This window comes from Enterococcus sp. FR204 (assembly GCF_031143325.1).
Classification (GTDB): domain Bacteria; phylum Bacillota; class Bacilli; order Lactobacillales; family Enterococcaceae; genus Enterococcus_B; species Enterococcus_B faecium.
This window is the reverse complement of record NZ_JAKZIW010000002.1, coordinates 57789-75926: the sequence shown is the minus strand read 5'-3', so window position 1 is coordinate 75926 and position 18138 is coordinate 57789. Positions and strand designations below refer to the sequence as shown.

At 38.9% G+C, this 18138-nt stretch carries 15 protein-coding genes; all 15 read left to right on the top strand.

What is annotated here, in order from left to right:
- Window positions 1-2 precede the first annotated feature (2 nt).
- The 15 genes from RG571_RS01065 (at window position 3) to RG571_RS00995 (ending at window position 17835) form a co-directional block, all read left to right on the top strand.
- The gene (locus RG571_RS01065) at window positions 3-713 is read left to right on the top strand and encodes a B3/4 domain-containing protein (RefSeq protein ID WP_002296773.1); all 711 of its coding nucleotides are present in this window, start codon (window positions 3-5) and stop codon (window positions 711-713) included.
- A 141-nt stretch (window positions 714-854) separates the two neighbouring features.
- Window positions 855-1277: a VOC family protein gene (locus RG571_RS01060; RefSeq protein WP_002376108.1), complete on the top strand. Its 423-nt coding sequence runs from the start codon at window positions 855-857 to the stop codon at window positions 1275-1277.
- A 19-nt stretch (window positions 1278-1296) separates the two neighbouring features.
- On the top strand, window positions 1297-1521 hold the full coding sequence (locus tag RG571_RS01055) for a hypothetical protein (RefSeq protein ID WP_308947432.1): 225 nt from the start codon (window positions 1297-1299) through the stop codon (window positions 1519-1521).
- Between the two features lie 244 nt (window positions 1522-1765).
- Complete coding sequence (locus RG571_RS01050; RefSeq protein WP_002307889.1) at window positions 1766-3079, top strand: NCS2 family permease; 1314 nt, start codon at window positions 1766-1768, stop codon at window positions 3077-3079.
- 448 nt (window positions 3080-3527) lie between these two features.
- Window positions 3528-5165, top strand: a complete 1638-nt coding sequence (locus RG571_RS01045; protein WP_114634711.1) for an alpha-glucosidase — start codon at window positions 3528-3530, stop codon at window positions 5163-5165.
- Between the two features lie 147 nt (window positions 5166-5312).
- Window positions 5313-5747, top strand: a complete 435-nt coding sequence (locus tag RG571_RS01040) for a MarR family winged helix-turn-helix transcriptional regulator (protein ID WP_002315975.1) — start codon at window positions 5313-5315, stop codon at window positions 5745-5747.
- Window positions 5748-5848: 101 nt separating this feature from the next.
- Window positions 5849-6940, top strand: a complete 1092-nt coding sequence (locus RG571_RS01035) for an NADH-dependent flavin oxidoreductase (RefSeq protein ID WP_002328304.1) — start codon at window positions 5849-5851, stop codon at window positions 6938-6940.
- A gap of 29 nt (window positions 6941-6969) precedes the next feature.
- Window positions 6970-7647 carry a type 1 glutamine amidotransferase domain-containing protein gene (locus RG571_RS01030; protein ID WP_002319529.1) on the top strand — a complete coding sequence of 226 codons (678 nt, stop codon included), beginning with the start codon at window positions 6970-6972 and terminating at the stop codon, window positions 7645-7647.
- Window positions 7648-7989: 342 nt separating this feature from the next.
- Window positions 7990-9285, top strand: coding sequence for an FAD/NAD(P)-binding oxidoreductase (locus RG571_RS01025; protein ID WP_308947759.1), 1296 nt, complete (start codon window positions 7990-7992; stop codon window positions 9283-9285).
- The gene (locus tag RG571_RS01020; RefSeq protein ID WP_002339544.1) at window positions 9275-10735 is read left to right on the top strand and encodes a helix-turn-helix domain-containing protein; all 1461 of its coding nucleotides are present in this window, start codon (window positions 9275-9277) and stop codon (window positions 10733-10735) included. The genes RG571_RS01025 and RG571_RS01020 overlap by 11 nt, the downstream gene beginning before the upstream one ends.
- 135 nt (window positions 10736-10870) lie before the next feature.
- Window positions 10871-12367: a glycerol kinase GlpK gene (gene glpK / locus RG571_RS01015; RefSeq protein ID WP_002294668.1), complete on the top strand. Its 1497-nt coding sequence runs from the start codon at window positions 10871-10873 to the stop codon at window positions 12365-12367.
- A 13-nt stretch (window positions 12368-12380) separates the two neighbouring features.
- The gene (gene glpO / locus RG571_RS01010) at window positions 12381-14204 is read left to right on the top strand and encodes a type 1 glycerol-3-phosphate oxidase (RefSeq protein WP_002317146.1); all 1824 of its coding nucleotides are present in this window, start codon (window positions 12381-12383) and stop codon (window positions 14202-14204) included.
- Complete coding sequence (locus tag RG571_RS01005) at window positions 14205-14921, top strand: MIP/aquaporin family protein (protein ID WP_002292560.1); 717 nt, start codon at window positions 14205-14207, stop codon at window positions 14919-14921.
- Window positions 14922-15226: 305 nt separating this feature from the next.
- A complete protein-coding gene (locus RG571_RS01000) occupies window positions 15227-17155 on the top strand; it encodes an endonuclease MutS2 (RefSeq protein ID WP_131774615.1) in 1929 nt (642 codons plus the stop codon).
- 125 nt (window positions 17156-17280) lie between these two features.
- Window positions 17281-17835, top strand: coding sequence for a CDP-alcohol phosphatidyltransferase family protein (locus tag RG571_RS00995; protein WP_002294657.1), 555 nt, complete (start codon window positions 17281-17283; stop codon window positions 17833-17835).
- Window positions 17836-18138 lie beyond the last annotated feature (303 nt).

The window sequence follows — 18138 nt, the reverse complement described above, 5'->3', positions numbered from 1 at the left end:
AGATGAAAAAAGTAATAGTGGATACCAATTTCTGGGAAGTATTTCCTGAAGCAACCATCGAAATCTTATCCGTAAATGGTATCGATAACCACGTAACAAAAGAAAGTGAAGAAACGTATCATCAATTATTGAATGAGGCAGCAAAAGAAGCAAGAAATTACCTTACAGAAGAAACATTCAGCCAAAACGAAGTCATTGCTCAGTGGCGTCAGGCATTTACCACATTCAAGACTAAAAAAGGTGCACGTTCTTCTATTGAAGCTTTACTGAAACGTGCAAATCAAGAACGGGAATTTTTCCCAATCAATCCGCTTGTAGATATCTATAATAGTATTTCCTTGTCTTTTGGCGTACCTTGCGGCGGAGAAGATATCGAAAAGATCGCAGGAAATCTGCATTTAGGAAAAGCCCAAGGTGGCGAATCATTCCTGCCTTTAGGTGCAGATTCCGATGCTCCGGCACTTCCGGAAGAAATCATCTACTATGATGAACAAGGAGCGATCTGTCGCTGTCTCAACTGGCGTGAAGCCCAAAGAACGATGCTGACGGAAGAAACACAAGCAGCGGTGCTGGTCATTGAATCCATCAATGCTGAACAAGCGGCACGTGGCGCACAGGCAATCGAAGCGTTGAAGGAAAAAATCGATCAAACATTTGGCGTAACTAGTGTTAGACACACACTAACCAAAGATGAATCAGAAGCAGAATTATAAAAGAATCGAAAAAAGAAGAGCGGCATTCATTGCCGTTTTTTTTTTGTAAAAAAAGTTTGTGGAGGAAAGCAATCCTAGAAACTATTGCTTTATTTTTCTTGAATAGTATCAAACACAAGGTGTTTGCGCTTTCGTGATATAATGAAATCAGTTTATAGACAGGAAAGAAAATCAAATAGAAAGAAGGGTCAAACGATGATACAAAAAACACGTGTGATGCTTTATGTCAATGACGTAGAGATGATTTGCCGATTCTTTGTAGAAAAAATTGGTGCAGAAATTTCTGAAACAATCGAATTGCCAGAAGAATTTAAGAGTATTGTACTCAGCATCTCAAAAGAATTAGAATTAGGCGTATTCCCAAAAGTATTTGTGCAGAAATTTTCACCAGAAGTATTAGGACCACCGCCTTCTTTAGTGTTTTTTACGGACGAATTTGAGACTATCTACGAGAACATGGAAGAACCAGGAGAAATCACAGATAACAATGGCATCTTGACTTTCAATTTTTCTGACCCTGAAGGCAATTATTTTGTTATAGGAAAAGCTGAGTCGTCTGATTGAATAAAAAGGAGGAAAAACAGTGGATCTAATGGGAAGATTAGAAGGTTATTTGAAGTATCGGCGAGCAAAACATAGTGAGAAGCTTCGAGCAAAGAATCTCAAATCAGGAAAAAAGAAGACAAAAGTCTGGGGAAAAATGGTCGATACAGGTTTTGGCGGACTAAATAATCTGAATCCTGTCGATACAAAAGAATTCATCAAAGAAGAACAGAAACGAAATGGTAAAATCAAATCACACTATTGATTTTTGAGACTAGAATGAAGAAACTTTATTAACACAATAAAGAAATTCTTGTAATCCAAAGTGAATGTTCATGAACTTTGAGATAAAGAGATTTAATCAGATGGAACGTTCGGATTTTGCTTAAAATCCGAATTTTTTGTTTACTTATGTTTTGTTTTAGTATATGATAAAACACGTTGTTTTATTAATAAATCGAAATTTTAACGGACTTTATTTATAATGTTCGGATTTAGGGGGATGGAAGATGAAGGAAAAAATACTTTCCTACTTCGAAATAGAAAAATTGAACACCACGGTAAAACGTGAGGTACTGGCAGGATTTACAACATTTATCTCAATGGCTTATATCTTATTTGTAAATCCAACTGTATTAGGTGCTTCTGGAATGGATGAAGGAGCAGTGTTTACTGCGACTGCATTAGCCAGTGCGATCGGCTGTATTTTAATGGGGGTATTAGCCCGTTATCCAATTGGAACGGCACCTGCTCTTGGGATCAATGCTTTTTTTGCTTATTCTGTTTGTTTAGGAATGGGGATTCCATGGGAAACAGCATTAGCCGGCGTATTCGTTGCTTCTTTGATTTTTATTTTGATCACAATCTTCAAGCTGCGGGAAATGATCATTGATGCGATCCCAGCAGATTTGAAATATGCGATTTCTGGCGGTATCGGTCTATTTATCGCTTTCCTTGGTCTGAGCGAAGGTGGGATCATCGTTTCGAATGAATCTACATTAGTAGGATTAGGATCACTCAACGTTGGTTCTACTTGGTTGACGATTTTTGGATTAGTCGTAACTGCTATCTTGCTTGTTCGGCGTGTACCAGGTGGCATCTTCATCGGGATGGCAGCTACAACGATTTTAGGTCTGGTCACAGGTTTGATTCCAATGCCTTCTGAAATTGTTGCCGCAGCACCAAGTTTGAAACCAACATTTTTAGTTGCATTAAAACATGTAGGGGACATCAATTCTCTTCAAATGTGGGTCGTAGTGCTGACATTCTTGCTTGTGACTTTCTTTGATACAGCAGGAACTTTAGTTGGATTAGCAAACCAAGCAGGTTTCATGAAAGACAACAAGATGCCTCGCGTAGGGAAAGCTTTAGCTTCTGATTCAACAGCTATGCTTGCGGGTTCCTTATTAGGTACTTCTCCTGTTGGTGCATTTGTAGAATCATCAGCTGGTATCGCCGTTGGAGGACGTTCAGGTATCACAGCTATTACTACAGGGATTTTCTTCTTGTTAGGCTTGTTCTTTTCTCCATTACTATCAGTTGTTACTTCACAAGTAACTGCACCAGCATTGATTATGGTAGGAGTATTGATGGCACAATCTTTGCGACAAATCGAATGGGGAAAATTAGAGATTGCGATCCCTTCATTCTTGATCTTGATCGGCATGCCTTTGACTTATAGTATTTCAGATGGGATTGCATTAGGTTTTATCTTCTATCCAATTACCATGTTAGCAGCTAAAAGAGGAAAAGAAGTATCTCCCATCATGTATGGTCTGTTCTTTGTATTCGTGGGATTCATGTGGATATTGAATGTGAAATAAAGAGGTTGTGAAATCAGTGTTCTGGCCTGAGTATTAGAGAAAAAAACGAAAAAATAGTTCCTCATATTTTGCCGTTTTTTGAGCTAATACCAAGGGACAGCTGAGTGAACACCGTTTATAAAGAGGTTGTGAAATCAGTGTTCTGGCCTGAGTATTAGAGAAAAAAACGAAAAAATAGTTTCTTATATTTTGCCGTTTTTTGAGCTAATACCAAGGGACAGCTGAGTGAACACCGTTTATAAAGAAGTTGTGAAATCAGCATTCTTTCCTGCATAAATCAATCCTTTCAAAAAACAGTTGAGGAAATTTCCTCAGCTGTTTTTTTGTTTTATTCTGTTACCGATAACAAGGTGCAATAGCTATTTGAAAGCGTTACAATTTTTAGTGAGAGAGACTAAAATAAATGATTAAGCAAAAAATAGAAACATCCATTTATAGGAGGAAAATCATGGAACAAAAATGGTGGCACCATTCAGTTGTTTATCAAATCTATCCAAGAAGTTTTCAAGATTCAAATCAAGATGGTATTGGAGATTTGCGGGGGATTATTTCCAGGTTGGATTATCTGGCGTATTTAGGTATTGATGCAATTTGGCTTTCTCCAGTATACGAGTCTCCGAATGATGACAATGGGTATGATATCAGTAATTATCAAGCAATCATGGCAGAATTCGGTACGATGGAAGAAATGGAAGAACTGATTGAAGAAGCAAAGAAAAGAAATATCCGTATCATCATGGATCTGGTGGTGAATCATACTTCTGATGAACATCCGTGGTTCATTGAGGCCCGTAAAAATAAAGAAAATCCTTATCGGGACTATTATATTTGGCGTGATCTGGTCAATGGAAAAGAGCCTAATAGATTGCGCTCAATATTCAGTGGTTCTGCTTGGCAGTTGGATGAAAAAACGGGGCAATATTTTCTGCACTTGTATAGCAAGCGTCAACCTGATTTGAATTGGAAAAATAAACAGGTTCGCCAAGAGATTTATCAAATGATGAATTTCTGGATCGATAAAGGTATTGGTGGCTTTCGTATGGACGTGATCGATATGATTGGCAAAGAACCGGATAAAGAAATCACAAGTAATGGACCTAAACTGCATGAGTATCTTCAGGAAATGAATCAAGCAACTTTTGGTGACAAAAATCTGATGACTGTTGGCGAAACATGGGGAGCAACTACCGAAATCGCGAAACTTTATTCCAATCCTAAAAGAAATGAATTATCCATGGTCTTCCAATTCGAACACATAGGATTAGATCAGCAAGAAGGCAAAGACAAATGGGATTTGAAACCCTTGAGTATCTCTGAACTGAAAAAAGTATTATCGAAATGGCAAACTTCTTTGGGTGGTGAAGGATGGAATAGTTTATTTTGGAATAATCATGATCTTCCGCGAATTGTTTCTCGTTGGGGAAATGACGATGTGTATCGAAAAGAAAGTGCCAAGATGTTTGCTATCTTGCTTCATATGATGAAAGGTACTCCTTATATCTATCAAGGAGAAGAATTAGGCATGACGAATTGCCCAATTGATGATATCGCGGAAGCAAAAGATATTGAGACAATCAATATGTATAACGAAAGGATTTCTTCTGGATTTACAAAAGAGGAAATCTTGGAATCAATCAATGTGAAAGGAAGAGACAATGCTAGGACGCCTATGCAATGGAACGCCCGTGAACATGCTGGGTTTACTACTGGAATTCCATGGCTTCGAGTCAACCCAAATTATAAAGAAATCAATGCAGAAGAAGCGTTAGCAGATCAAGATTCTGTTTTTTATATGTACAAGAAATTGATCGATTTGCGTAGAAAACATGACATCATCGTCTGGGGAGACTATGAATTAGTAGAAGAGACGCCAGAGCATGTCTTTGCCTATTCTCGCATATATGAAGATCAGCGATGGCTCGTTGTTTGCAATATGTCTAGTGAAAAACAGGTGTTCACTGTTCCACGTGAAGCTTTAAGGATTATTGTGTCAAATTATCCTCTGAAACAGTTACCAGACGGCAAAGTCGAGTTACGACCATATGAAGCATTTGTGGTGGAAGTAAATAAAGAAAAGCTTATTTGATTGAAACGTATTACCGAGAGGTTGTGACACATTTTTTGTCACAACTTCTTTTTCTCAAAACTAAACAGAGGAGGCGGTCATTACTCCGTGTTTTTTGACAAAAAATAAAAATCATACTATGATATGTACGCCAATGGAGGGGATGAAATGGAAAAGCCAATTGAAAAAGCGTTGGATGAATGTCTTTTCTTTAGCGTGAAAAAGCTAGATCGCCTATTGAATAAATTAGCTGATGAAGCGTTTAGAAAAACAGGTCTGGCACCAACTTATGGATTTATTTTATTGATATTAAAAGAAAAAGATGGTATACCGCAAAAAGATATTGCACAAATGCTCTATTCTGCGCCTTCAACAATCGCTCGTTTTGTTGAAAAATTAGAATATAAAGGATACGTCAAAACAGTTAGCGAAGGGCGCTTGTCATTAGTTTATCTTACAGAACAAGGACGCCAATTTACTAAGGAAGTCGATGGTAGTTGGGAAGAACTCCATCAGTCGTACAAAGCAGTCTTGGGAAATGAAGCAAGTAAAGAATTAGCCGAGATAATGAATGAAGCAACAGATAAGTTACAAAAAAAATAAAAATTTTTTAAGCAAATTAGTTGCATGTGCAACTAACAGAGTGGTTTAATGATAGATGATTCTCGATAGGTTAATCAGAGCGAATTATGGGAGGAATGACAATGTCACAATTTGATCAATCAATTACTTTACCTTCAGGAGTTCAATTGAAGAACCGATTGATGCTGTCGCCTATGACGACACAACTCAGCTTCTTCAATGGAGTGATCACCGAAGATGAGATCACTTATTATAAACAACGTTCTAAAGGACTTGGTGCTGTTATTACTGGTGCTGCAAATGTCCAAGATATCGGAAAAGGCTGGCCAGGTGAACTGAGCATCGCTCACGATGAAATGATTCCTCGGTTAAGTGAACTAGCTAAAGCAATCCAAGGAGAAGGTGCAAAAGCGATTGTTCAGATTTTCCACGGTGGACGAATGACTAGTCGAGCTACTCTATCAGGAGAACAGCCTGTATCTGCAAGTGCAGTTGCAGCGGAACGACCTGATGCAGAAACACCGCGAGCATTAAGTGAAAATGAAATCAAAGAAACAATCCAAGCATTTGGCGAAGCCACACGCAGAGCGATTGAATCAGGATTTGATGGAATCGAGTTGCATGGAGCAAATACGTATTTGATTCAACAATTTTTCTCTCCGCATTCGAATAGACGAGAGGATCAATGGGGCGGTAGCTTGGAAAGTCGTTATCGTTTTATTGAAGAATTATTAACAACGGTTTTCTCAGCGGTTGAACAATATGCTAAAAAACCATTCATCGTAGGGTATCGTTTCTCACCAGAAGAATATGAAACACCAGGTATCCGTTTTGAAGACACGATCTGGCTTCTTGAACGATTACGTGAGTCAAAACTAGATTATCTGCATGTTTCATTAAATATGTATGATCGAATAGCTCGTTCTGATAAATACAACGATAAATCGATTCTTGAAGTGGTCCATAACACGATTCAAGGAAAGATCCCTTTAGTTGGTGTCGGTGGGATCCGCAATCGCGAAGATGTAGAGCAGGTATTGAAATATGCAGAACTTGCAGCAATTGGACAGCAAATGATCGTCGATCCTGACTGGGCAGAGAAATTATTGGAAAACCGTGAGGATGAATTTGTAACGAAACCCTTCGAAGAAGCATATAAAGAGCTTTATTTGCCAAGTCCATTATATAATTTCTTGAAAGCACGTTATCAATAACGCAATTTTTATAGAAAGAGGATGGGAAAATGAAAGTATTGATCGTATTAACAAATGTAGAAAAGTACGAAAAGATCGAGCGTCCTACAGGTTTGTGGTTAAGTGAACTGACTCATTTTTATGATGTATTAGTAAAAAATGGGATCGATGCAGATTTTGTCAGTCCTAAAGGCGGATATGTACCTTTAGAACCGCAAAGTGTTTTGAATATGGATGAAATCGATTGGGCCTATTATAAAGATGAAGATTTCAGAAATCGGGCCTTGGGAAATACCTTACGTCCTGATGATGTGGATGCAAATGATTATGCAGCGGTTTATTATGCTGGTGGCCACGGAACAATGTGGGATTTTCCAGAAGCAATAGATCTTGGGAAAGTCGCTTCACAAATCTATCGAAATGAAGGGCTGGTCTCAGCTGTTTGTCACGGTGTTGTAGGATTGTTGCCAGTTACAGATGAGTCTGGAAAATCTATTTTAGCTGGACGTACAGTGACTGGGTTCAGTAATGAAGAAGAGGAAGCAAATGGTACAACGAATGAAGTACCATTCTTAGCAGAAGATGCTTTGAAAGAAAAAGGAGCAAACTATCAGTCTGGTGGAGCTTTTTCAGAAGTGGTTCACATTGATGGGCGGCTTCTTACAGGGCAAAATCCTCAATCTGCTCATCAATTAGGCGAAGCAGTTGTTGAAGCATTAAAGAATTAAAAATTGTTAGCATAAAAATGATGTGTCTATTCTAACTATTACATTACACACACTAAAACTCGTCTTTTCGTTCTTTTCTGTTTCCTATTTGGACAGAGGTACGTAAAAGGCGAGTTTTTTTCTTTTATAAGAGTACATTTTTTGAAACATCTCTTCAGAAATGATACTCTTCAATTAGGTCCACTAGTATATTATTGAGAAACAGACCTAGAACACGGTATGATGGAGAGGGTTGATTCTGCTGCATCGCTATGTATCATAAGGTTGAAAGCGAGTTATGAATACTGTGTTTTCTGATTGAGAAGTTAGCAGTAGAACACCTTATAAGAAAGAGGAATGCAGATGAACATTGTAATTGTCGGCGGGTCGTTTGCAGGGATTCATGCGGCTATTTATCTTCGCCAATTGATGCCAACAAGTGAAATATATTTGATTGAAAAGCAATCGAAGTTAGGATGGATTCCCAGCGGGTTCAATTTGATATTAAAAGGAAAGGTTACCAGTGAAAAACAACTTTCTTGGATCACGAAAGAAGAACTGACTGACCGCTATCGAATCCATGTTTACACAGAAAAGACAGTAATAGGATTGAAAGAAAAAAAAGTCGTTTTAGCAGGAGGAAAAAAATTGGATTTTGATCGTTTGATTCTAGCGACTGGTTCAAATCAAAAGTTTCGAAATATTTCTGCAGAATCAACGCTTATTCATCCAGTTAAAAAGATACAAAACGTAACGGCTCTTCAGCAAAAGATCATGAATGCAAAGAAAATTGCAATTATTGGTGCAGGACAAGCAGGAATCGAAATAGCTGAAGGTTTGGCATCAAGAAAAAAACAAATCCATCTTTACGAAAGCCGAGAGTCAATTCTTTTTCGTTATCTAGATCCTGAAATGACAGAACCGTTAGTAAAGGAAATGAAAAATCAAGGGCTTTCACTTTTTTTAGAAGAACAAGTTGTGTCTTTGACTGAAAATGAAACCGCTATTGTAGAGACGGAAAAAAGAAAGGAGAACTATGATCTTGTTTTGCTGGCTAATCATTCTCGCCCCGACAATCAGATGTGGGAAGAACAATTAACATTGAATGATGATGGAACGATCTGGGTAGATGACTACTTGCAAACGTCTCAAAAAGACGTCTATGCGATTGGCGATGCGATCCAAGTAACTTTTCGTCCAACAAATGAAAAAATGTATGTTTCTCTAGTAAATAACGCTGTCCGTACAGCACGAAATGTCAGCAAGACAATTAGTGGCTCACAGACAAAGGATCAGGGAACCTATCGTCCAGTCGGCAATCAGTGGTTTGGCTATTTCTTAGGAAGCGTAGGTTTGACAGAAGAAGAGAGCATTTTTTATCCCCAAAAAATTGAAACAGGATACGTAGAATACAAGCTTACAGCAATAAATCAAAGCAAAGTTAAACTCAAATTTCTATTTGATTCTGAAAAAAAGATTCTTGGAGCACAGCTCCAAAGCAAAAAAGAGATGTTCCACCTTCTTGACCAACTGACAATTGCAGTAGAAGAAGGATGGACGTTTGAACAGTTAGAAGAACATGAGCTATTTTTCCAGCCAGAATACCGTGTGGCAGATATGGTGTGGTCAAAGGTGGCGAATACTGCCTATGAAGATTGAAGCATTATTAGAAAGAAAAGAGCAGTTACAGATCCTGATTTTGCGAAACCTTGTTCTGCAAGGGGGAACAGCCTCTATCAATGGTTTGAGAGAGCATGTCCAACTGTCAAAAGCCTCGTTTGATCAATATTTGGAAGATATTGAATTGATTGGCCGAATGATGGAAAAAAAAGTAGAAGTACAGCGAAATGAGTATCAGGCGCTGCTGGTGTTGGACGAAGATGTAAGTTTGGAAAAAATTCTATTGTTTTTATTGCAGGAAAGCTTGAAGTTTAAGATGCTCGTCTATTTATTAGAACATCAGCAAGTATCCATCATTCGATTAGCGACAGCGTTTAATATCAGTGAGTCTTCTGTTTTTCGAAAGATCAAAGAATTGAACCAGCTCTTAGAGGAATTTGGATTACAAATCAAAAACGGTCAATTATACGGAGAAGAGCTACAGATACGATATTTTTATTATGAACTATTCCAATATATCCCGGAAGATCAGCGACCGCTTTTTTTGCAAAATACACCAGAAAAAAGACCGTTCATTCTAGGATTGGACCGTGTATTAGAAACAACGTTTACGGCATCAGCAGAAGCACAGATTGCTTGCTGGCTCGGGATTACGAAAAAAAGACTATTGAATGAAAAAAGTACGTACGCAACTTTGAAAGAAAAGAAATTACTCTATCAGTCGGACCGGCTTTATCAAGCAATCGATCCAATCATCGTGATGCATCTTAGTCGAACAGCAGCAGAACTGAATGTATACGAAACAATGATGTTTTACAGCTTTTTTGTTTCTTTTTCGATAGTAGACGAAGAAATATTTTATCAGTATGATTTGACACGGAGCAAAAAGTTACCAACCGCTGTTTTAGATACTTACATTCGGGAAACGATGTTATGGCATTATCGTCCTCGTCGTTTGAAAATCAAAGAAGAAAAGGCAGTAGGCTACCAAATTTCCCAGATCAACAATGAATGGTTTTTCTTTGTTGGAAAGATCGAAGTCTACGAGCGTGATCGGCTTTTGGAACAGCAGCAGAAAATGCTCGGGCATTCCTTAACACAGTTACTGGCGAAACTACAGGAAACAGCGGTGCAGCAATTGCCGAGGAAAAGAGCTGAAGGCAGTGAGCTTAGTTACCTGATGATCCAGTATGCCAATGTTCTTTTGATGATCGATTTTTATATTGCAAAACCAGTAGTGATTGGAATCGATTTAGAAAGTCTGCCGATTTATCGTATTGCTTTTCAACAATATCTGATCAGAGAACTGAGGGGAATCGGCGGTATTGAGATTGGAAGTTATGAAGAAGGTAAAGAATATGATTTGGTGATCACATTTTGCCAGAGAAACAAAAAACAGTGTGAATATTATCTGTCAGAATTTGCGTCACCTTACGACATTATTCGATTGAAAAGAAGAATAGAGACGCTGAAAAAAGAAAAGAATTGATTAAAAAATAGCTTCATAATAAAAAACTGTCAAAAAAAGAAAAAAAGAATAAAATTTTGACAGTTTCTTTTTTTAAAACAGTAGTATGATAAGAGTAGTTAAAGAAAGCGTTTGCATATAATGGAGGGAATCACAATGACAGAATCAACGTATATCATGGCGATTGACCAAGGTACAACTAGCTCACGAGCAATTATCTTTGACAAGAAAGGAAGACACATCGGCAGTTCTCAAAAAGAGTTCACGCAATATTTCCCGCAAGAAAGTTGGGTGGAACATGATGCAAATGAAATCTGGAATTCTGTACAGTCAGTTATTGCCGGAGCGTTCATCGAATCAGGGATCAAACCAAATCAGATTGCTGGGATTGGCATAACGAACCAGCGTGAAACAACAGTAATATGGGAAAAAGATACAGGACGTCCAATCTATCATGCAGTTGTTTGGCAATCCAGACAGTCAGCTGGAATTGCAGATAACTTAAAAAATGAAGGCTATCAAGAATTTTTCCACGAAAAAACAGGGTTAGTGATCGATGCCTATTTCTCAGCAACGAAGATACGCTGGATTCTTGATCATGTAGAAGGCGCGCAAGAACGAGCTGAAAAAGGCGAATTGATGTTTGGAACGATCGATTCTTGGTTAGTATGGAAACTAACTGATGGGCAAGCGCACGTTACTGATTACTCGAATGCCAGCCGGACGATGTTGTTCAATATCCATCAGCTAGATTGGGATCAGGAGATTTTAGATTTACTAAATATTCCTCGAGTGATGTTACCAAAAGTCACTTCTAACTCAGAAGTTTATGGTTATACGCAAGGTTATCATTTTTATGGAAGCGAAGCACCAATTTCAGGGATGGCAGGAGACCAGCAAGCCGCATTATTCGGACAAATGGCATTCGAACCAGGCATGGTCAAGAATACTTATGGTACAGGTTCATTTATTGTCATGAATACCGGTGAAAAACCGCAATTATCCAAAAATAATTTATTGACGACAATTGGTTACGGCATAAATGGAAAGGTTTACTATGCTTTAGAAGGAAGTATTTTTGTGGCTGGTTCTTCGATTCAATGGCTGAGAGATGGACTTCAAATGTTGCAAAAAGCTAGCGATTCAGAAGACGCAGCGAAACGCTCTACAAGCGAAGATGAGGTCTATGTTGTTCCTGCATTTGTTGGACTGGGTGCTCCTTATTGGGATCAGGCAGCACGAGGGGCTATGTTTGGTTTGACACGTGGAACGACAAAAGAAGATATCATTAAAGCTACTTTGCAGTCGATTGCCTATCAAGTGAGAGATATCATCGATACGATGCAAGATGACACTGGAATCAAGATTCCTGTATTGAAAGTAGATGGCGGTGCAGCAAACAATGAATATCTGATGCAATTCCAAACAGATATCTTGAATGTACCGATCCAACGAGCAGAAAACTTGGAAACAACGGCGCTAGGGGCAGCATTTTTAGCAGGATTAGCTGTCGGTTATTGGAAAGATACAGACGAGATCCGCGAATTTTATGAAGCTGGCAAGCTATTTGAAGTTCAAATGGAGGAAGAGCGCCGAGAAAAACTTTACAACGGTTGGAAAAAAGCAGTAAAAGCTACCCAAGCATTTGAATAAGGAGGAAATCCATATGTTTTCAAACAAGACAAGACAAGATAGCATTCAAAAAATGCAGCAAGAAGAATTGGATCTGTTGATCATCGGTGGCGGAATCACTGGTGCCGGTGTGGCAGTACAGTCAGCAGCATCAGGAATCAAAACAGGATTGATCGAAATGCAGGATTTTGCAGAAGGGACTTCCTCTCGCTCGACCAAACTTGTTCATGGCGGTATTCGTTATCTGAAGACATTTGATGTGGAAGTAGTAGCTGACACAGTTGGTGAACGTGCAGTCGTACAAAGTATTGCCCCACACATCCCAAAACCAGATCCAATGCTTTTGCCAATCTATGAGGGAGAAGGAGCAACAACCTTCAATATGTTCTCGGTCAAAGTAGCAATGGACCTTTATGACAAATTGGCAAATGTGACAGGAACCAAATATGAGAATTATACGCTGACACCAGAAGAAGTATTGGAAAGAGAACCGTTTTTGAAAAAAGAAGGGCTAAAAGGCGCGGGTGTCTATCTAGATTTCCGCAACAATGATGCCCGTTTAGTGATTGATAATATCAAAAAGGCTGCCGAAGATGGGGCTTATCTAGTAAGTAAAATGAAAGCGGTTGGCTTTTTATATGATGGCGATCAAATCGTTGGCGTCAAAGCTCGTGACCTGCTGACAGATGAAGTGATCGAAATCAAAGCAAAATTAGTGATCAATACGAGTGGTCCTTGGGTAGATAAAGTACGAAACTTGAATTTTACGCGTCCAGTCTCTCCTAAAATGCGTCCAACTAAAGGGATCCATTTAGTTGTAGATGCGAAAAAACTGCCTGTACCGCAACCCACATACTTCGATACAGGAAAGCAAGATGGGCGGATGGTTTTTGCTATTCCAAGAGAAAACAAGACTTATTTTGGTACGACAGATACGGATTACCAAGGAGATTTTACGGATCCGAAAGTCACACAAGAAGATGTAGATTATCTATTGGATGTGATCAATCATCGCTATCCAGAAGCAAATATCACATTGAAAGATATCGAAGCAAGCTGGGCAGGACTTCGTCCACTGTTGATTGGTAATTCTGGTTCTGATTACAATGGTGGAGATAATGGATCGATTTCAGACAAGAGCTTCAATAAAGTTGTCGATACAGTAAGTGAATATAAGGAAAACAAAGTTTCTCGTGCTGAAGTAGAAGACGTGCTGAACCATTTGGAAAACAGCCGTGATGAAAAAGCACCTTCTACGATTTCCAGAGGTAGTTCTTTAGAAAGAGAACCAGATGGTTTGCTGACTTTATCTGGCGGGAAAATCACCGATTACCGTAAGATGGCAGAAGGAGCTTTGCGATTGATCCGTCAGCTGTTAAAAGAAGAATACGGAATAGAGACGAAAGAAATCGACTCTAAAAAATATCAGATTTCAGGTGGAAACTTCGATCCAACTAAATTAGAAGAAACAGTGACAGAATTGGCAAAAGAAGGAGTAGCAGCCGGCTTAGAGGAAGAAGACGCTACTTATATCGCTGATTTTTACGGGACTAATGCCCGACGTATCTTTGAATTAGCAAAAGAAATGGCACCTTATCCTGGTTTGAGTCGTGCTGAGTCAGCTCGGTTACGTTATGGATTAGAAGAAGAAATGGTTTTGGCCCCAGGCGATTATCTCATTCGTCGTACAAATCATCTGTTGTTTGAACGAGATCAGCTTGATGAGATCAAGCAACCTGTGATCGATGCAATTGCTGGGTATTTTGGGTGGACAGAAGAGGAGAAGGCGCAACAGACTAAACGTTTAGAAGCATTGATTGCAGAATCAGATCTGCGGGAACTAAAGGGGGAGAAATAAATGAACAGTGATATGACTCAAATCATGGGGGAGTTTATTGGGACACTGATCCTAGTTTTGCTTGGAGATGGTGTGTGTGCGGCTGTGAATTTAAACAAAAGTAAAGCACAGGCTTCTGGCTGGATTGTCATCGCATTTGGTTGGGGACTCGCTGTAACAATGGCTGTCTATATTTCTGGATTCATGGGCCCAGCTCATTTGAATCCTGCAGTCTCTCTAGCTATGGCGATGACAGGGGCAATTAGTTGGAATCTTGTCGTTCCTTTCATCATTGCGCAAGTTTTAGGAGCTTTTGCAGGGGCCATTCTTGTTTGGCTTTCTTATTTGCCACATTGGAATGCAACGAAAGATGAAAGTGCGATTTTAGGCACGTTTGCAACAGGTCCTGCTATACGGAATTATCCAGCAAATGTGATAACAGAATTAATTGGTACATTTGTATTAGTTCTTGGGTTGCTAGCTTTTGGACAAAACGAATTTGCACCTGGAACGAACGTATTCGCTGTAGGTGGATTAATCTTGGCAATCGGTCTTTCATTAGGAGGGCCAACAGGATATGCAATCAACCCTGCTCGGGACTTTGGTCCTCGATTAGCTCATGCGGTATTGCCAATAGCTAATAAAGGTACTTCAGATTGGGCATATTCATGGGTACCAATTGCAGGGCCAATGATTGGAGCAATTATCGCTGTAGGTGTCTATTCATTAATGGTGTAAATCTATAAAACATACTAAAGTTTGACAACCAAAATGTGTCTTGCTATAGTTAAGTGGAAAATAAATAAGACCTAGAAGAATGGGGTATGTTTTGTGAGTGTAGCTGGTATCTAATCAGTAAGTCGAATAGCCAATAAACAAAGTTTATTTGGTGTGCTTATGAAACGGTACCTGTCAGGAAAACAATATCTTTGTATTCTAATAAGGATAGGACATGACTTTTTTAAGCTGTGTTCTATCCTTTTATTTATCTCTAGGCCCTTATTTATTTTGTGATAGGTATCTCTTCAAGAAAAGGAGAGAGTATGAACAACGAAATGATTAGTCAATTACAATTTGATCGGATCAAAAAGGAAATTCAAGCAAGAGCAATTGGAAACTATAGCAAAAAACGAATCAGCGATATGACGGTCTCGACAAACCTACAAACTGTCTTGGATCGTCAAGAAGAAACAAGAGAAGCACGCTTGATCTTAGAAAGCAGTCAGCATGTTCCATTTATGGGGTTGCCGAGGATCGATGCACTGACAGAACAAGTCAAAAAAGGGTTGATTCTGCAGCCAACCGATTTGATCGAATATGCGGATTTTCTTAGAAGCAGTCGGATGATCACAAAGTTTTTTGATAAGAATCAATACCAGACATCCTTGTTGTTTGCTTATAGCAAACATCTTCCTGATTTGATAAATGTAGAAGAGTTGATTGACCAGAAAATAAAAAATAATAAAGTCAGTGACGACGCGTCACGTAATTTGCGTAAAGTACGCAAACAATTGCAACTAATCGAAAAAGAAATCCAGTCAAAATTGCTGAAATTCTTGCGTCATCCGAAAAACAAAGAAATGATCCAAGAAGCAATGATTGTTCAAAAAGGCGAATACTATACGATTCCTATCAAAGCCAGCTATAAAAATAAAATAGATGGAACGATTATCGATGAATCAAATAAAAGAACGACGGTTTTTATTGAACCAACTGTGATTTCTAAATTGAATGAACGCTATCAGTTGTTAAAAGCTGAAGAAATCAGTGAAGAATATCAAGTCCTGGCGGCATTAACTGGTGCTATCGCAGAAAACGAAGAAGTGATCGATTTATTGATCGAAACGATCACGGTGTTAGATATCATCTTTGCTCGGGCAAAAGTTAGCCGAGAAATCAATGGAATCACACCTAGAATCAATAAATCAGAACATATCATTATCAAGCAAGGCAGACATCCATTTTTACCTGAGCATGCGGTACCATTGGATGTTGAAATCGGTAAAGACTATCGAGGCTTGATTATCACCGGAGCAAATGCCGGAGGCAAAACAGTCGTGTTGAAGACGGTCGGTTTATTGACTTTGATGGCGATGTTCGGTATGCAAGTTCCGGCAAAAGAAGGGACAGAGCTTGCTGTCTTTGATGAGATTTTCGTCGATGTCGGTGACCACCAAAATTTAGAAAATGCGTTGAGTACATTTTCTGGTCATATGCAAAACATCGCTGCTATTTTGAAAAAGATAAAAAGGAATACGTTGGTACTTTTAGATGAGATTGGCAGTGGAACAGAGCCAAATGAAGGGGCTGCACTAGCGATCGCAATCATGGAATCTATATATGAGCAAGGGGCATTGATCATTGCCACGACCCATTATGGAGAAATCAAGAAATTCGCCGGAGATCATGAAGATTTTGTGCCGGCTGCTATGGCTTTCGATCGGGAAGCACTTCGTCCTAAATATCAGTTGCGGGTTGGAGAAACAGGAGAAAGCCAAGCTTTGTGGATTGCTCATAAAATGGATATGTCGATGAAATTGATCCATCAAGCAGAGCGTTACTTGGCGGAAAAAGCCTATCGGACACAGAAAAAAGAATTTCTTCCTAAGACAGCTGTTACAAATAGGAAGGACAATAAAAAAGAACGCCAGCTCTTTGCAAAAGGTGATCGGATATTTGTCAATGAATACCAAAAAGAAGCGTTAGTTTATGAAGATATAGGTGAAGATACGATTGATGTATATTTAGGCAAAAAAATAATCCACGTGCCTCGTCAGCGTGTTCGTCTGGTGCGTTCAGCAGAAGATCTGTACCCGACAGGTTACGATTTAGACAGTCTGTTTATCGATTATAAAACACGTAAACGGCAGCGTGACCTAGAGCGAGGATCAAAAAAAGCTCATAAAGTACTAGTAAAAGAAATGCGCAAACGACAGGAAGAAAGAAGAGTAAACGATGAAAACAGCAAGTGATTATCTCAAATTAGCTCATAATATCAGTGGCTGTAAAGAAAAATAAAAACAGTGAAATCATTGGTTTTATTCCCCGTGTAAGCTAAAATAAAAAGAAAAGAGTGCTGAGGAGGTGGGGCGATAAAATGAAATTAAGCACAGACTGGCGTAAAGAAATACAAACGATTCCGAATCTTTTATCGATATTCCGTATTTTTTTGCTGCCAATTTATCTTTATTTTGTGCTGAGACAGTCATTTTATATAGCAGGAGCGGTCATTGTTGTCTCAGGTTTGTCTGATTATCTAGACGGGGTCATTGCTCGGAGATATAATCAGGTAACAGACTTAGGGAAGGTGCTTGATCCGTTTGCAGATAAATTGACACAACTTTTTCTGATTTTGTCTATGGCATGGTATCGACCGTGGCTTTGGCTGTTGTTTGGTCTATTCTTGATAAAAGAAGGCTTTATGTTTGTAGCTGGATTAATCGGGCTATCTAAAAATATCAAATTAAGTGGAGCGAAGTGGTATGGCAAAGTAGCGACTGCTGTCATCTATGTTGGCATGATCCTTTTGCTGCTTTTCCCAGAATTACCAACGCTGTGGGTGAGAGTCATTTTTGCCGTCATCACTTACGGTCTTTTACAATCTTTTGTCTTGTATGCTGTCGAGTACCGAAAGATGTTTCAAAGAAAATAAAAAAGGGGTGTGACCTATGTCGCATTCCTTTTTTTGATAAATAGACTCCCAGTAGCTACTTCTCGATAATAAGCCAACCAAACCAAAAACAGGAGAAGTTGTTTTTGAAATTATTTCTTGTGATTCGGAGTTAAATGGTAGGCTCACAACCTCTGGATAAACGGTATTCAAAAGCCAGTTTCTCGGTATTAAGCCAAATTTATGCAAAAATGTAGAAAGCCATTTTCACAAAATTTTTCTTAATACTCGAAACTAAGCGACTTTTTCACAATCTCTTCCTTAAACGGTGTTCAAAAGCTTGCA

Coding starts and splice junctions, on each gene's coding strand:
- RG571_RS01020 (WP_002339544.1), top strand. CDS start 9,275: ATGAAGATTGAAGCATTATTAGAAAGAAAAGAGCAGTTACAGATCCTG.
- RG571_RS00995 (WP_002294657.1), top strand. CDS start 17,281: ATGAAATTAAGCACAGACTGGCGTAAAGAAATACAAACGATTCCGAAT.
- RG571_RS01025 (WP_308947759.1), top strand. CDS start 7,990: ATGAACATTGTAATTGTCGGCGGGTCGTTTGCAGGGATTCATGCGGCT.
- RG571_RS01005 (WP_002292560.1), top strand. CDS start 14,205: ATGAACAGTGATATGACTCAAATCATGGGGGAGTTTATTGGGACACTG.
- RG571_RS01060 (WP_002376108.1), top strand. CDS start 855: ATGAAATCAGTTTATAGACAGGAAAGAAAATCAAATAGAAAGAAGGGT.
- RG571_RS01045 (WP_114634711.1), top strand. CDS start 3,528: ATGGAACAAAAATGGTGGCACCATTCAGTTGTTTATCAAATCTATCCA.
- glpO (WP_002317146.1), top strand. CDS start 12,381: ATGTTTTCAAACAAGACAAGACAAGATAGCATTCAAAAAATGCAGCAA.
- RG571_RS01030 (WP_002319529.1), top strand. CDS start 6,970: ATGAAAGTATTGATCGTATTAACAAATGTAGAAAAGTACGAAAAGATC.
- RG571_RS01050 (WP_002307889.1), top strand. CDS start 1,766: ATGAAGGAAAAAATACTTTCCTACTTCGAAATAGAAAAATTGAACACC.
- glpK (WP_002294668.1), top strand. CDS start 10,871: ATGACAGAATCAACGTATATCATGGCGATTGACCAAGGTACAACTAGC.
- RG571_RS01040 (WP_002315975.1), top strand. CDS start 5,313: ATGGAAAAGCCAATTGAAAAAGCGTTGGATGAATGTCTTTTCTTTAGC.
- RG571_RS01035 (WP_002328304.1), top strand. CDS start 5,849: ATGTCACAATTTGATCAATCAATTACTTTACCTTCAGGAGTTCAATTG.
- RG571_RS01065 (WP_002296773.1), top strand. CDS start 3: ATGAAAAAAGTAATAGTGGATACCAATTTCTGGGAAGTATTTCCTGAA.
- RG571_RS01000 (WP_131774615.1), top strand. CDS start 15,227: ATGAACAACGAAATGATTAGTCAATTACAATTTGATCGGATCAAAAAG.